18 protein-coding genes are annotated in these 12,269 nt (G+C 67.9%); 8 read left to right on the forward strand and 10 right to left on the reverse strand.

Annotation, left to right across the window (positions count from 1 at the left end; translation table 11 throughout):
- Positions 1-3: 3 nt before the first annotated feature.
- Both J7346_RS10310 and J7346_RS10315 read right to left on the reverse strand, forming a co-directional pair.
- On the reverse strand, positions 4-537 hold the full coding sequence (locus J7346_RS10310) for a DUF1465 family protein (RefSeq protein ID WP_209119841.1): 534 nt from the start codon (positions 535-537) through the stop codon (positions 4-6).
- A 110-nt stretch (positions 538-647) separates the two neighbouring features.
- Positions 648-854 (reverse strand): DUF1192 domain-containing protein, encoded by a 207-nt coding sequence (locus J7346_RS10315; protein WP_209119842.1) that lies wholly within the window; start codon positions 852-854, stop codon positions 648-650.
- A 74-nt stretch (positions 855-928) separates the two neighbouring features.
- Between J7346_RS10315 and J7346_RS10320 the strand changes: the two genes are divergently transcribed.
- Positions 929-1,903, forward strand: a complete 975-nt coding sequence (locus J7346_RS10320) for an NAD(P)H-quinone oxidoreductase (protein ID WP_209119843.1) — start codon at positions 929-931, stop codon at positions 1,901-1,903.
- Here J7346_RS10320 and J7346_RS10325 read toward each other — a convergent pair whose 3' ends face one another.
- Positions 1,904-2,569, reverse strand: coding sequence for a beta/gamma crystallin-related protein (locus J7346_RS10325; RefSeq protein WP_245157787.1), 666 nt, complete (start codon positions 2,567-2,569; stop codon positions 1,904-1,906).
- A gap of 214 nt (positions 2,570-2,783) precedes the next feature.
- Here J7346_RS10325 and J7346_RS10330 point away from each other — a divergent pair, with 214 nt between their 5' ends.
- Positions 2,784-3,449 (forward strand): cell cycle transcriptional regulator TrcR, encoded by a 666-nt coding sequence (locus J7346_RS10330; RefSeq protein ID WP_209119844.1) that lies wholly within the window; start codon positions 2,784-2,786, stop codon positions 3,447-3,449.
- Between the two features lie 75 nt (positions 3,450-3,524).
- Here the strand turns inward: J7346_RS10330 and J7346_RS10335 are convergent, their stop codons facing one another.
- Positions 3,525-3,698, reverse strand: a complete 174-nt coding sequence (locus J7346_RS10335; RefSeq protein WP_209119845.1) for a DUF465 domain-containing protein — start codon at positions 3,696-3,698, stop codon at positions 3,525-3,527.
- A 127-nt stretch (positions 3,699-3,825) separates the two neighbouring features.
- On the opposite strand from J7346_RS10335, the gene J7346_RS10340 reads away from it, so the two are divergent.
- From J7346_RS10340 to J7346_RS10350, 3 genes are read left to right on the forward strand one after another with little or no spacing between them, the layout of a single operon-like run.
- The gene (locus tag J7346_RS10340) at positions 3,826-4,428 is read left to right on the forward strand and encodes a UbiX family flavin prenyltransferase (protein WP_209119846.1); all 603 of its coding nucleotides are present in this window, start codon (positions 3,826-3,828) and stop codon (positions 4,426-4,428) included.
- Positions 4,425-4,895, forward strand: coding sequence for a TIGR02444 family protein (locus J7346_RS10345; RefSeq protein ID WP_209119847.1), 471 nt, complete (start codon positions 4,425-4,427; stop codon positions 4,893-4,895). Before J7346_RS10340 ends, J7346_RS10345 begins: the two co-directional genes overlap by 4 nt.
- A gap of 46 nt (positions 4,896-4,941) precedes the next feature.
- Positions 4,942-5,163 carry a DUF465 domain-containing protein gene (locus J7346_RS10350; RefSeq protein ID WP_209119848.1) on the forward strand — a complete coding sequence of 74 codons (222 nt, stop codon included), beginning with the start codon at positions 4,942-4,944 and terminating at the stop codon, positions 5,161-5,163.
- Between the two features lie 9 nt (positions 5,164-5,172).
- Here the strand turns inward: J7346_RS10350 and J7346_RS10355 are convergent, their stop codons facing one another.
- Positions 5,173-5,751, reverse strand: coding sequence for a GGDEF domain-containing protein (locus J7346_RS10355; RefSeq protein WP_348521492.1), 579 nt, complete (start codon positions 5,749-5,751; stop codon positions 5,173-5,175).
- Between the two features lie 156 nt (positions 5,752-5,907).
- Here J7346_RS10355 and purE point away from each other — a divergent pair, with 156 nt between their 5' ends.
- Positions 5,908-6,432, forward strand: a complete 525-nt coding sequence (gene purE, locus J7346_RS10360) for a 5-(carboxyamino)imidazole ribonucleotide mutase (RefSeq protein WP_209119849.1) — start codon at positions 5,908-5,910, stop codon at positions 6,430-6,432.
- On the forward strand, positions 6,432-7,529 hold the full coding sequence (locus J7346_RS10365) for a 5-(carboxyamino)imidazole ribonucleotide synthase (protein ID WP_209119850.1): 1,098 nt from the start codon (positions 6,432-6,434) through the stop codon (positions 7,527-7,529). Before purE ends, J7346_RS10365 begins: the two co-directional genes overlap by 1 nt.
- A 20-nt stretch (positions 7,530-7,549) precedes the next feature.
- Here the strand turns inward: J7346_RS10365 and J7346_RS10370 are convergent, their stop codons facing one another.
- Both J7346_RS10370 and J7346_RS10375 read right to left on the reverse strand, forming a co-directional pair.
- Positions 7,550-7,909 carry a hypothetical protein gene (locus J7346_RS10370; RefSeq protein ID WP_209119851.1) on the reverse strand — a complete coding sequence of 120 codons (360 nt, stop codon included), beginning with the start codon at positions 7,907-7,909 and terminating at the stop codon, positions 7,550-7,552.
- Complete coding sequence (locus tag J7346_RS10375) at positions 7,909-8,565, reverse strand: COQ9 family protein (protein ID WP_209119852.1); 657 nt, start codon at positions 8,563-8,565, stop codon at positions 7,909-7,911. The genes J7346_RS10370 and J7346_RS10375 overlap by 1 nt, the downstream gene beginning before the upstream one ends.
- A gap of 204 nt (positions 8,566-8,769) precedes the next feature.
- On the opposite strand from J7346_RS10375, the gene rpsU reads away from it, so the two are divergent.
- Positions 8,770-9,003: a 30S ribosomal protein S21 gene (rpsU, locus tag J7346_RS10380; RefSeq protein ID WP_209119882.1), complete on the forward strand. Its 234-nt coding sequence runs from the start codon at positions 8,770-8,772 to the stop codon at positions 9,001-9,003.
- Between the two features lie 121 nt (positions 9,004-9,124).
- On the opposite strand, the gene J7346_RS10385 is transcribed toward rpsU, so the two are convergent.
- From J7346_RS10385 to J7346_RS10395, 3 genes are all read right to left on the reverse strand, one after another.
- Positions 9,125-10,519 carry an ABC transporter permease gene (locus J7346_RS10385; protein WP_209119853.1) on the reverse strand — a complete coding sequence of 465 codons (1,395 nt, stop codon included), beginning with the start codon at positions 10,517-10,519 and terminating at the stop codon, positions 9,125-9,127.
- Positions 10,516-11,481, reverse strand: coding sequence for an ATP-binding cassette domain-containing protein (locus J7346_RS10390; RefSeq protein WP_209119854.1), 966 nt, complete (start codon positions 11,479-11,481; stop codon positions 10,516-10,518). Before J7346_RS10390 ends, J7346_RS10385 begins: the two co-directional genes overlap by 4 nt.
- A gap of 124 nt (positions 11,482-11,605) precedes the next feature.
- Positions 11,606-12,229: a M23 family metallopeptidase gene (locus J7346_RS10395; RefSeq protein WP_209119855.1), complete on the reverse strand. Its 624-nt coding sequence runs from the start codon at positions 12,227-12,229 to the stop codon at positions 11,606-11,608.
- Positions 12,230-12,269 lie beyond the last annotated feature (40 nt).

Genomic DNA, 12,269 nt, shown 5'->3' on the forward strand with positions numbered 1-12,269 from the left:
GGATCAGCTGGCCGCAGGGCCGCCGCCGAAGGCCGCCGACAGGCGGTCGAACTGGCTCTGAACCGGGTTGGGTGTGTCGGCCGGCGGAGTGGCATCGACGTACATGCGCCGGTCCAGATAGTGGATCCGGTCGTAGAGCTTCTCGGCCCTCACGCCATACTCGACCAGGGCGATCGGCAGGTCGGCGGGCGGCGGCGTCTCGGTATCGATCTTTCGGGCGGCAAGGCGATAGCGCGGCTCACAGGCGGCGCTGGCGGTCATGTCGCCTTCGCGCACGGCCCGCTGCACCAGCAGCCAGGACGCAATCTGCATCAGACGGGTGGTCAGGCGCATGCTTTCGCCCGCATAGGCGAGCGCGGTCGCCCGCGACAGCAGCTTGGAGTCCCGACGGCCCTCGCCATCCAGATAGGCCGCCGTTTCCTCGACCAGTTCCATGCCTTCGCGGAAAGTGCGGTCGAACAGGTCCGAGCCGGCAAACTCCGTCACCACGGACAGCCGTGCGTCTCCGGCGGCGGCACCCGGCAGGGGGTGGGGCATGGACGTCTCTTCGGTCATCAACACTCAGTACCTGCAGCTATACCCGTTTGCCACGCGTGAAGCCCGGCCTCCCGGTTGCCTGCAACGGTCATGCCACGCCCGCCGTGCCGTTACGAGCCGAAGTTGAAGAGGGCATCGGCGGCGGACTTGCGCGCCGTCTTGCCCTTCATGGCGGTTCTCACCCGCTCGATCTCGGATTCCAGCTCGGCGATCCGCTGCTCACATTCCTCGACGGAATAGAGATCCAGGTCCTCGCGGGCCAGCCGGGCCACCAGATCCCCCCGCTGCGGCCGCGGTTCGGCGTCGTCGATGAACATGTCCGCCTCCTTGGTTCACGCGTCTCAGCGACCTATCTGAACGCCCGGACACGGATGATTGCAAGGGCGGCCCCATGAAACAGATCACCATCGAGGGCGGCACAGGTCCCGCCACGGCCCTCCATTTGGGTGAGGTGCCGGACCTAGAGCCGGGTGCCGGACAGGTCCGCCTCCGGGTGCACGCCGCCGGGATCAATCGCCCCGACCTCTTGCAGCGTCAGGGCCTCTATCCCCCGCCCCCCGGCGCTCCGGAAACCCTCGGCCTCGAGGTTGCGGGCGAGATCGACCGGCTTGGCGAGGGCGTGACCGGCTGGTCCTTGGGCGATCGGGTGTGCGCCCTGCTGGGCGGGGGCGGCTATGCCGAACAGGCGCTCGTCGACGCCCGGCATCTTTTCGCCGTTCCCGACGAGATGGACCTCGTTCAGGCCGCCGCCCTGCCCGAGACCCTGTCGACCGTCTTTGCCAATGTGTTCGAGGACGGCCGGCTGAAGGCCGGAGAGACCTTCCTGATCCACGGCGCCACCAGCGGCATCGGCGTGACCGCCATCCAGATGGCGAAGGCGGCGGGCGCCCGCGTCATCGCCACCTCGCGCGGCGAGGCCAAGGCCCGGGCGGCGCGCGATCTGGGCGCGGACCTAAGCCTCGATGTCGGCTCGGACGATCTGGAGGCCGCCATTCGCGAGGCCGGAGGGGCCGATGTCATCCTCGACATGGTGGGTGCCGACTATGCCGCCCTCAACCAGGCGGTGCTGAAGCCCGGCGGGCGCTGGTGCGTGATCGCCACTCTCAGCGGCGCCCGGGCCGAAATCGACCTGATGCGGATGATGCTGAAGCGGATCGTGCTGACCGGGTCGACCCTCCGGTCCCGCAGTGCCGACGAAAAGGCCAGGCTGATCGCCGAGGTCCGACGCGTCGCCTGGCCGTGGGTCGAGGCGGGCCATGTGCGCCCCCCGATCGAGGCGACCTTCCCGCTGAAGGATGCCGGTCTCGCCCACCTCCGGCTGGAAGCGGGCGAGCACATCGGCAAGATCGTTCTGGTGACCGGCTGATTACCAGCGGTCGCCCCGGCCACCCCGGCCCACGGGCCGCAGCGATGAGATGCGATCGTTCAGGCCCCAGCGGTCCAGATTGCTGACATCGCCGTTGACGCGCTGGCAGTTGCCCCGGAAGTAGGCGTCCGAGCAGACTTCCCACTCGCCTCGCAGGCGCATCGAGCTGATCTGGTCGTTGAAGCCCGAGCGATCCAGGTTCGGGATTTCGCCCGTGAAGGTCGTCGAGGCCCCGCGGAAGCGGGCGTCCCGATAGACGGTGATCTCGGCCCGGTTGCCCCAGCCGCCGTTGCCCCCGCCCCAGCCGCCCCCGTTATTTCCGCCGCCCCAGCCACCGCCGTTGCCGCCGCGCCGGTCCTCGAAGTCCCCGCGCACCGGGCCACAGACCAGACGCCCGTTGTCATTGGCGATGTCATAGGGGCCGCAGCGGTTCAGTTCGATCGAGGTGCCGCGGATCCGGCCGCGCTCGTCGCGGCAGTCGGCGTAAAGCCGGCCCTGATTCACATAGTCGCCGCTACAGGTGCGCGAATAGCTGCCACGGGGGGCGACCCGCTGCGGGTCCTGATAGTTGCCCGGCGCCCGTTGCGGATCCTGATGATCCACCGCCGGGGCGCCTCCGGCCATTGCCAGGGCCGATACGGCGGCCATGCCTGCCAAATTCAACATCGACTTTCCTCCACCAAAGGTCCCGAGGCCCAAACGCCTCCATGAGCCTCACTGTTCACTGTCGCAGATGAACCTTGGCTGTATGGCCTCGCCATATGGCGTTTTCTTTTCAGGCGAATGGGCCTATACGGAAACTCTCCGCGCCCGGCCGAAAGGTCGGGCGCCGCTGTTTCCGGCTCCGCCTTCCGGAGCCCTCCTGAACCGGAACGACGTCATGACCGACATTCTCATGCCCAAGGCCACTGCGGTCTGGCTGGTGGACAATTCCTCGCTGACCTTCGAGCAGATCGCCGACTTCTGCGGCCTGCACCCGCTTGAGGTTCGCGGCATCGCCGACGGCGACGTGGCGCGCGATATCCGCGGCGCCGACCCGCTGGTCAACGGCCAGCTGACCCGCGACGAACTGGACAAGGCCCAGTCCGACTCCAGCTACCGCATGAAGGCCGTGGTCAGCCGCCACGCCGAACTGCTCAAGCCCGCCAAGGCTCCGCCGCGCTACACCCCGGTCTCGCGCCGTCAGGATCGCCCCGACGCCATCATGTGGTTCGTCAAGAACCACCCCGAGGTGGCCGACGCCCAGATCGCCAAACTGCTCGGCACGACCAAGGCCACGATCGAGACGGTGCGCAACCGCACCCACTGGAACAGCGCCAACATCAAACCGGTCGATCCCGTGACCCTGGGCCTGGTCGGCCAGATCGCCCTCGACGAGGTGATCCGCAAGGCGGCCGAGAAGAAGGCCCGCGAGGACGCCAAGAAGGGCGGCGCGACCCTGCAGTCGGCCGACGCCGAGCCGGCCGCCGAGGCCGAGTTCGAGCCGGAAGCCGCCGAGCGCCGCGACCATCACACGGCCGAGTCCGTGTTCGGCTCGAACGACTGACGCAGCGTTCAGCGCCCAAACAGAAACGGCCCCGGAGCATCTCCGGGGCCGTCGTCATTTTTGGGTGGCGTCTGGCTATCCGCTCTGTCGCTCAAGCCCGGCAATCTGCTCCTTGAGCCTGAGTTTTCGCAGCTTCAACGACTTGAGGTACAGCGGATCGGTGGCCGGGTGGGTCGTTTCCTTCTGGATCGCGGCATCCAGATTGCGGTGACGGTTTCCCAGTTCGCGAATACGCGCCTCGATGGTCATGGCTTGCGCCTCCTTGTCTAAGGGACCAGTAGATTGAGCGCCCGTCCGACGACCGTGTGGAATCACGTTTCGGTGATTCCGGCCACCGCCGGGCCTGATCAGCCTCTCCGGCAAAAGGGTCAAAGTTGTGAACGCTGCCGTACAAACTGACCAAAGACCCCTGATCGTCGGCATCAGCGGTGCGTCGGGCGTGATCTACGGCGTGCGCATGCTGGATGCCCTGCGCGACCTGGGCGTTTCGTCGCACCTCGTCGTTTCGCGCGCCGCCCTGCTGACCCTGTCGCAGGAAACCGACCTCTCGCCCCAGGACCTGACCGACCGCGCCGATGTGGTCCACAAGGTCGGTGACGTCGGTGCCTTGATCGCCTCCGGCTCGTTCCGCACGCGGGGCATGGTGATCGCCCCCTGCTCGATCCGCAGCGCCGGCGAGATCGCCACCGGCATCACCTCGACGCTCCTGACCCGCGCCGCCGACGTCACCCTCAAGGAGCGCCGACGTCTGGTCCTGATGGTGCGCGAAACCCCGCTGCACCTCGGCCATCTGCGCACCCTGACCGCCCTGTCCGAGATGGGCGCCATTATCGCCCCGCCCCTGCCCGCCCTCTATGCCCGCCCCGACAGTCTGGAGCAGATGATCGACCAGAGCGTCGGCCGGGTGCTGGACCTGTTCGATCTCGACTGGACCCCGGTGCGCCGCTGGAGCGGCCTGACCGGCGGAGCGTCGGCGTGAGCGCCCCCGGCTTCTGGGACTGGGCGCTCGAGGCCTATGGCCGTGAAGGCGTGTCCGACGCCTGCCTCGAGCTGCAGGACTCGCACGGTCAGAACGTCCCCCTGCTGCTCTGGGCGGCCTGGCTGGCGGCGCGGGGCGAGGCTGCTTCGGGCGAGACCGTCGAAGCCGCCTGCGACATTGCCCGCGCCTGGGACGAGACGACGGTCGAGCCCCTGCGCACACTCCGTCGCCGTCTGAAGTCGCCCCACCCGGATCTGGAGCCCGGCGCCCGTCTGGACATACGCCAGAAGACCATCGAGCTGGAACGCCGCGCCGAACACCATCTGATGCAGGCGCTGGAGCATCTTCCGCGTGAGGCGGGAGCGGATACCGACAGCCTGACCGCCCTGGTCGCCGTGGCCCGCGCCTGGTCGCCGGTCACGCCTCGAAATGAGCTGACCCGTCTCGCCGCGTGTCTTTCGGCCTGAGCCCGGCTCGGGTATATAACCGCGACTTCAGGGGTAATCGGCAGCGATGAACGACGACGCGAGTCTCACGGAAGAGGAACTGGCCCTCCACATCCGTCTGAAGGGCCTGCGTCAGGAGCACGCCGATCTGGATGCGGCCATCGAGGCCCTGTCCGAAACCGCCGTCCCGGACCAGCTCCGCATCGCCCGCCTGAAGCGGAAGAAACTGGCCCTCCGCGACGAGATCGTGAAGATCGAGGACCGCATCCTCCCCGACATCATCGCCTGACATCCGGCGTCAGCGCCCCGGCTTCCTCAGCCACATGGCGGCGTCGGCCTCGGCCAGCCAGGTCTCGACATCGGCCTGTCCGTTCCAGGCCCGGACCCCGAACGATCCGCCCAGCGGAATGCGTTGGCCCTCGTGGACGAACCCCTCGGTCCTGAGCGTCTCTGACAGGCGGGCGGCCTTGTCCCGACCTTCCTCGACCCCGGCATTCATCAGCAGAAGGCCGAACTCGTCCCCGCCCAGCCGGCCGACAGCATCCGATTCCCGCAGATTGTCGCGCATCAGCTCGGCCACCCGCACCAGGGCCGCATCCCCCGCCGCGTGGCCGTGGGTGTCATTGACCCCCTTGAAGCCGTCCAGATCCAGATAGAGCAGCACGGCGGGCACCTGATGCCGCTTGCAATAGGCCATGGCCCGGTGGAGCGCCGTCACGAAGCCGCGCCGGTTCAGCGCCGGGGTCAGGACATCGTGGTCTGCCGCCGCCTCGGCCGCCTCGGCGCGCGCGCGCAGGGCCTCGACCTCGGCCCGCAGCCGCTGCAGTTCGGCCTCCATGGCTTCGGGATCGGCAACGGGGACGGCGGTCTGGGACACGGAAACGGCAGGGCTCCATAGTCAGTCGACGGGCCCCGACGGCCCGACTCAGGCGCTCTCGCCCGCCCCGATGCTACCGTGCTTGGTTGCAGGCGCAACGCGGGTGCTGTAACCGGCCCCTTCCCGCCCGCACGGGCGCGCCTTCGAGGGACACCCATGGCCCCGTCCTCCGTGGAATCGACACCGCCCTCCGGCGATGAAACGGCGCCGGTCGCCGTCATCATGGGCAGCCGCTCGGACTGGCCCACCATGAAGGCCGCCACCGACAGCCTCGACCGTCTGGGCGTGGCCTGGTCGGCCCGGGTCGTCTCGGCCCACCGCACGCCGGATCGAATGGTCGCCTTCGCCCGCGAGGCCCGCGACAAGGGCATCAAGGTCATCATCGCCGGGGCCGGCGGCGCCGCCCACCTGCCCGGCATGGTCGCCTCCATGACCTCCCTGCCCGTGCTGGGCGTGCCGGTGCAGTCCAAGGCCCTCAGCGGCCTCGATTCCCTGCTGTCGATCGTCCAGATGCCCGGCGGCATCCCGGTCGGCACCCTGGCCATCGGCGAGGCCGGCGCGCGCAATGCCGGCATCCTCGCCGCCCAGATCCTGTCGCTGAACGACCCTGTGCTGGCCGGGCGGCTGGACGCCTTCCGCGAGGCCCAGACCGAATCCGTACCCGATACCGTCGAGGACTGATGAGCGCCGATCCCGCCCCGCTTCCCTCCGCCCTGCCCCCCGGTTCGACCGTCGGCATCCTTGGCGGCGGCCAGCTGGGGCGGATGCTGTCCCAGGCCGCCTCGCGCCTCGGCTTCGATGTCGTCATCCTTGATCCCGAGGAGAACAGCCCCGCCGGGCGCGTCTCGCGCGGCCAGATCGTCGCCGCCTATGACGATCCGACCGCCCTCAATGTGTTCGGCCGCGTCTGTGACGTTGTCACCTTCGAGTTCGAGAACGTCCCCGCCCGCTCGGTCGAGCTGCTGGCTGAGACCGGCGTGCGCGTCGCCCCCGGCCCGCGCGCCCTGGCCGTCGCCCAGGACCGGATCCTCGAGAAGACCTTCCTCAACGAGGCCGGCGTTCCCACTGTCGAATTCGCCATGGTCGATGACCTGGCTTCGCTTGAGACTGCCCTGAAGGTCATCCCCCTGCCCGCCCTGCTCAAGACCCGGCGCGAGGGCTACGACGGTAAGGGCCAGATCTGGATCAAGACCGCGAGACAGGCCGCCGGCGCCTGGCGTGCCATCGGCGAGCGCCCCGCCGTCCTCGAGGCCAAGGCCACCTTCGTGCGCGAGCTGTCGATCATCTGCGCCCGCGGCTGGGACGGAAAGACCGCCGTCTATCCACTGGGCTGGAACACCCACAGGGACGGCATCCTCAAGACCACCGTCGCCCCCGCCGAGGTCGAGTCAAAGACCGGGCGCCGGGCCCGCGCCATCGCCCGCGCGGTGCTGGAACAGCTGGACTATGTCGGCGTGCTTGGCATCGAGTTGTTCGACCTTGGCGAAAGCCGCCTGCTGGTCAATGAGATCGCGCCGCGCGTCCACAATACCGGCCACTGGACCCAGGACGGCTGCGTTTGCGACCAGTTCGAACAGCACATCCGCGCCATCACCGGCTGGCCGCTGGGCCCCACCCATGCCCACGCCCAGGTCGAAATGACCAATCTGCTGGGCGACGACATCGACCAGTGGGAAAAGCTGGCCGGCAAGTCCGACATGCGGCTGCATCTCTATGGCAAGGGCGAGGCCCGCCCCGGCCGCAAGATGGCCCACGTCAACCGCGTGCGCCCGCTCTAGGCAGAGCGTTCACGTCGGCGTCAGCCTTCACACAACTCGCTACCGACTTCGGCGGCCAGGGCGGCGATATCCTGACGTTTCACCAGCACGTCCGGCGAAATCGTGACCAGCCGGTAGCCATCCTCCACGCGCGCCAGGAGGAAGGTCCGACCATAGTCCTCACGGATATGTCCATGCTGAATGCCTGTCGCATCCAGCGCGTCGCCCTCAAAGTCGCCGATGACGACGCTTTCGACCTTGAACGTCAGATGCCATGCCCCGCGAAGGACGACAGCTCCCGGGACCGTTTCGGGGACGGGCCCGGCCTCCTGGGAAATGAGCCGACCCTGGATAACCAGACTCACACACGGCTCCGGCGGCAAGGCATCCAGAGCAAACATCAGGTCCGCGCGCCGTACCGCATCCGGCTGAGCACCTCGGTGACCTTGCGGAGGGGAGCGTCAAAGTCCTTGCCGGCCTTCCACTTCTCGAAGGCCATGACGTTCTCGATGCGATCGGCGACGAAGGCCTCGGCCGTCTCGCGCCCGTCGAACCAGCGCATCGTCAGGGCGGGAATCAGGATGCCGGACAGGATGGTGCGCTTCGAATAGTGGTTCCAGTCCGTGGCCGTGTCCCCGGCCCACACCCACAGCCGGTCGGCCGTCTCCCACGCCAGCTTCAGCCCCAGATCGCTGTTGGTCGGCAGGGCCAGAAAGCCTGCGCATTTGCGACAGGCCTCCAGGTCCTCGGCCCCGGCCTCCATCCGCGCCGAAATGCCCCGGGCGATGCGCTCGCGAATCTTGAGCGAGGCGGGATCGACCCCGGCCAGGGCGGCAAAGGCCCGGTCGTCATGGCGACGCGACAGCAGGGCCGCCAGATCGCGCGGCCCGTGCGGCAGCAGCAGGTCCTGGTCCCCCTGCGACAGGCCCGCAGCCTGTGCGGCGGCGCGCACCATGGCCGGGCTCCAGCCCAGTCGGGGCGCAAGCACCACGGCCTGGTCCAGCACGGCCTGTTCGGTTTCCCGGGCCCACAGATCGGCATCGTCAACGGAAGACATGGCGGCATGATAGGCCTGCCGCATCAGACTGACGAGCCCCCGCAACAGGCCGCGACGATCTGCGACACCGAACTGGACAGGGGGGGCGGGTTCGTGTATCCGGCTCGCCTTCACCCGGAAGCCCTCGGTTTGCGGGAAACCGTGTTTTTGTCTGCCCGTCTCCCTTCAGAAAGGACGCGGCGGGCAGTCAAAGGAGAGAGACCCCTGGTTCAGATTTTCGTCCGCGACAACAACGTCGATCAGGCGCTCAAGGCCCTGAAGAAGAAGATGCAGCGCGAAGGCAGCTTCCGTGAAATGAAGCGCCACGTGCACTACGAAAAGCCGTCGGAAAAGCGCGCCCGTCAAAAGGCCGAGGCCGTCCGTCGCGCCCGCAAGCTGGCCCGCAAGCGCGCCCAGCGCGAAGGCCTGCTGCCGATGCCCAAGCCGCGCGGTCGCTAAACCCCGCGACAAGGCTGAAATGCTTCAAGGCCGCCCCGGGAAACCGGGGCGGCCTTTTGCTGTGCGCGAGTTTTTGCGGGCGGTCCCCTCCCCGTCAGTGACGGGGAGGGGACGCAGGGGACTACCGCCCCCCGCCCCGTACGGCGCCGACGAAGCTCTTCCAGCTCAGCTTTACGTCCGACAGGGCGCCGGCGCGGAAGGCCCGCCCCGCGACCCAGACCATGAACAGGGCCATGGCGAACATGCCCACCATCGTGCCCACGATCTCGATCATGGGCGGGTCCGAGTGGGCCCGGGCCGCCATCAGGAAGGGCGTGAAGAACGGCACCCAGGACAGGATCTTGACCAGCGGGGCGTCGGGGGTCTGAAGCGCCATCTGCACCACGATGATCGGCACGACCAGCACCATCATGATCGGCCCCATCAGAGTCTGGGCGTCGCGCGGCGTCTCGCAGAAGGCGCCGATGGCGGCAAACAGCACGGCGTACATCAGATAGCCGCCGATGGCGTAGGCCGCGAAATAGAGCAGCATGCCGTCGGTCAGCAGGATCTGTCCCACATTCATGGCCTGCTCGGGCGCGAAGTGCAGCAGGCCGGCCGCCCCGATCCCGCCCCAGGCCAGCAGCACGGTCGCGGTCAGCATGGCCACGCCCAGCACCTTGCCGGTCAGGATTTCGGTCGCCGAGGCCGAGGACATCAGCACCTCGAGGATCTTGTTCGACTTCTCCTCCATGACGCTGTTCAGCAGAATGGAGGCACCCGTGATGATCAGCGACCACAGCAGGAAGGCCGAGCCGAGGCCGATGATTCCCGGCAGCTTGTCGCGGAAAGACACCTCTCCGCCGCTGGCGGCACTGGGTGACAGCACCACCACCTTGGGATCATAGGCGCCGGTTTCCCGGACGATGGCCGGATCGATCCCCGCTTCGCCGAAGACTTCGGCCCGATTGGCGTCTTTCATGGCGTCGCGAACAAAGTTGCGCACCGTGTTGTCCGTCGCCCGGCGGGACCATACACGCGCGGTCGGTCGCCCCTCCTCATTGCGGGTCAGGATCACGACGGCATCCAGCTGTTGCGCCTTCTCGGCCTCGTCTCCCAGATAGTACCGGATGCGCGCCTCGCGCTCTTCTGCAGTCGTGGTACCGGCCAGATCGTCAGGGGCGCTGACCAGGTTCAGTTTCGGTCTGGCCACGCTGGATGCAGCGCCGGCGGCCGCCTCGGCGCCCATCCCTTCCCCAGCAAATTCTCCTGCTTTCGCGGCGGCTTCACGAGCAATCTCGGCCTGACGCTGGACATCCGTGGCCAGAGCTTCGCGGACGGCCGCCGCCAGACCTGAGGCCTGTGGTCCGTCCTCAAGCAGCACGACCTCTCGCACCGGCTCGCTGTTCTTCATGAGCATGGGAATGGCGCCGCCCAGCACGGCAAACATCGGAAACGCCAGCAGCGACAGCCAGAAGCCGGCCGTCTGGGCATAGGCCAGGAATTCCCGACGGGCGATCAACAGGATGCGGTTCATCGGGCGGCCTCCATCGTCTCGGCCCGTTTGACGGTCTGGTCCTGATTGGGGTCGACCCCCGTCAGATGGATAAAGGCGTCGTGCAGGGTCGGCTCGCGCAGTTCGAAACTGCGTACGTCCAGCCCGCCCAGGAAGGCCGCCTTGAGCGTCTCCTGCCCCCGGGCGCCGGGGTTCAGCTGGGCCTTGAGCGTCTTGACCTCGCCGTCCTGACGAACTGTCTCGACCGCGGCGACGCCCGGCAGGGCCCGCACCGCATCGGCCGCAATATCCCCTTCCAGCGACAGGTGCCGCAGCGTCTGGCTGCGCGCCTCGTCGACCGTGCCCTCAAAGGCCTTCTGGCCCCGGGCCAGCAGGACCACCTTGTCGCACAGGCGCTCGGCGTGCTGCATGACGTGGGTCGAGAACAGCACCGTGGCGCCGTCGGCGGCCAGCCCGCGGATCATCTCTTCCAGACCCTGCTGGTTCATCGGATCGAGGCCCGAGAAGGGCTCGTCCAGGATCACGAACTCGGGCTTGTGCACCACCGAGGCGATCAGCTGCACCTTCTGGGCCATGCCCTTGGACAGCTCCTTCATCTTCTTGGCCTGGGCGTGCTCCAGCCCCTGCTGCTTCAGCATGATGCGGGCGCGCTTGCGTCCCTCGCCGGACGGCAGGCCCTTCAGGGCGCCGAAGAAGGCGATCGCATCGACCGGGGTCATCTTCTTGTAGAGGCCGCGTTCTTCCGGAAGGAAGCCGATGCGGTTGCGCACCTGCCGTCCATCGGACGCCCCGAGGATTTCCAGCGTGCCCGAGGTCTGCGGCTGCAGGCCCAGGATCATGCGCAGGGTGGACGTCTTGCCCGCCCCGTTCGGCCCCAGAAAGCCGCAGATGCTCCCCTTCGGAACCGAGAAGCTCAGATCCTTGACCGCCTGGAACGCGCCATAGCGTTTGCTGATGCCATTCAGGCTGAGTGCGGCGTCCATAGCGCCCCCCTTTAAAAACTCGACAGGGGGACTCCTAGGATATGTAAAGGGTCTTTGACAACCTGAGCCGGGCCGTATCCGGTCGGGTTTTCATGAATTCCTTGTCATGAAGACAGGACGGGGCTCAGGAGCCCTCGATCACCACCACGTCGAAGCTGCGCTCCAGCACGCGGGCCGGATTGATCGGCGAACCGCCCCGGCGCACTTCGAAATGCAGGTGCGGCCCGGTGGAATAGCCGGTCGAGCCGACCAGGCCCAGCCGATCACCGCCGGCCACGGCCATGCCGGTGGCCACGTCAACGCGGCTCATATGGGCATATTTGGTGGTCATGCCGTTCGGGTGGGCCACCTCGACGAAGCGACCATAGCCCTCGGGCTGATAGCCGGTGCGGACGACGACACCCTCGGCCGAGGCGAACACACCCGTGCCCGTCGGGGCAGCCATGTCCACGCCGTTGTGCGGACGGGCAGCGCCCTCCCCGCCCAGACGCCGCATGCCGAAGCGCGAGTTGATCGCATAGCCCTTGAGCGGCATCTCGAAGCGGATTTCCCGGGTCACGGGGCCGGCGGGCTCGGCCACCGCCACGACGGGCGGGGCGACCGGCCCCTCGTCTTCCATGGTGGCAGGGTCACCGGCAGGCATGGCGATCGGGGCTGCGGCCATGGCCATGACTGCCATGGCGATCAGTCCGAGGGACTGGCCGGATTGGGTGGCGAGGGTACGCAGTCGGGCGTCAAGGCGTCGCATAGGGCGGCGTCTCCGTTCTGGAACGTGCGGCAGGAGGAGC

The sequence above is a fragment of the Brevundimonas sp. A19_0 genome, from assembly GCF_017744255.1.
GTDB lineage: Bacteria > Pseudomonadota > Alphaproteobacteria > Caulobacterales > Caulobacteraceae > Brevundimonas.

Excerpts from the sequence above, each read along its gene's own strand:
- J7346_RS10310 (WP_209119841.1), bottom strand. The coding sequence starts at position 537 with ATGCCCCACCCCCTGCCGGGTGCCGCCGCCGGAGACGCACGGCTGTCC.
- J7346_RS10315 (WP_209119842.1), bottom strand. The coding sequence starts at position 854 with ATGTTCATCGACGACGCCGAACCGCGGCCGCAGCGGGGGGATCTGGTG.
- J7346_RS10320 (WP_209119843.1), top strand. The coding sequence starts at position 929 with ATGAAACAGATCACCATCGAGGGCGGCACAGGTCCCGCCACGGCCCTC.
- J7346_RS10325 (WP_245157787.1), bottom strand. The coding sequence starts at position 2,569 with ATGTTGAATTTGGCAGGCATGGCCGCCGTATCGGCCCTGGCAATGGCC.
- J7346_RS10330 (WP_209119844.1), top strand. The coding sequence starts at position 2,784 with ATGACCGACATTCTCATGCCCAAGGCCACTGCGGTCTGGCTGGTGGAC.
- J7346_RS10335 (WP_209119845.1), bottom strand. The coding sequence starts at position 3,698 with ATGACCATCGAGGCGCGTATTCGCGAACTGGGAAACCGTCACCGCAAT.
- J7346_RS10350 (WP_209119848.1), top strand. The coding sequence starts at position 4,942 with ATGAACGACGACGCGAGTCTCACGGAAGAGGAACTGGCCCTCCACATC.
- purE (WP_209119849.1), top strand. The coding sequence starts at position 5,908 with ATGGCCCCGTCCTCCGTGGAATCGACACCGCCCTCCGGCGATGAAACG.
- J7346_RS10365 (WP_209119850.1), top strand. The coding sequence starts at position 6,432 with ATGAGCGCCGATCCCGCCCCGCTTCCCTCCGCCCTGCCCCCCGGTTCG.
- J7346_RS10370 (WP_209119851.1), bottom strand. The coding sequence starts at position 7,909 with ATGTTTGCTCTGGATGCCTTGCCGCCGGAGCCGTGTGTGAGTCTGGTT.
- J7346_RS10375 (WP_209119852.1), bottom strand. The coding sequence starts at position 8,565 with ATGTCTTCCGTTGACGATGCCGATCTGTGGGCCCGGGAAACCGAACAG.
- J7346_RS10385 (WP_209119853.1), bottom strand. The coding sequence starts at position 10,519 with ATGAACCGCATCCTGTTGATCGCCCGTCGGGAATTCCTGGCCTATGCC.
- J7346_RS10390 (WP_209119854.1), bottom strand. The coding sequence starts at position 11,481 with ATGGACGCCGCACTCAGCCTGAATGGCATCAGCAAACGCTATGGCGCG.
- J7346_RS10395 (WP_209119855.1), bottom strand. The coding sequence starts at position 12,229 with ATGCGACGCCTTGACGCCCGACTGCGTACCCTCGCCACCCAATCCGGC.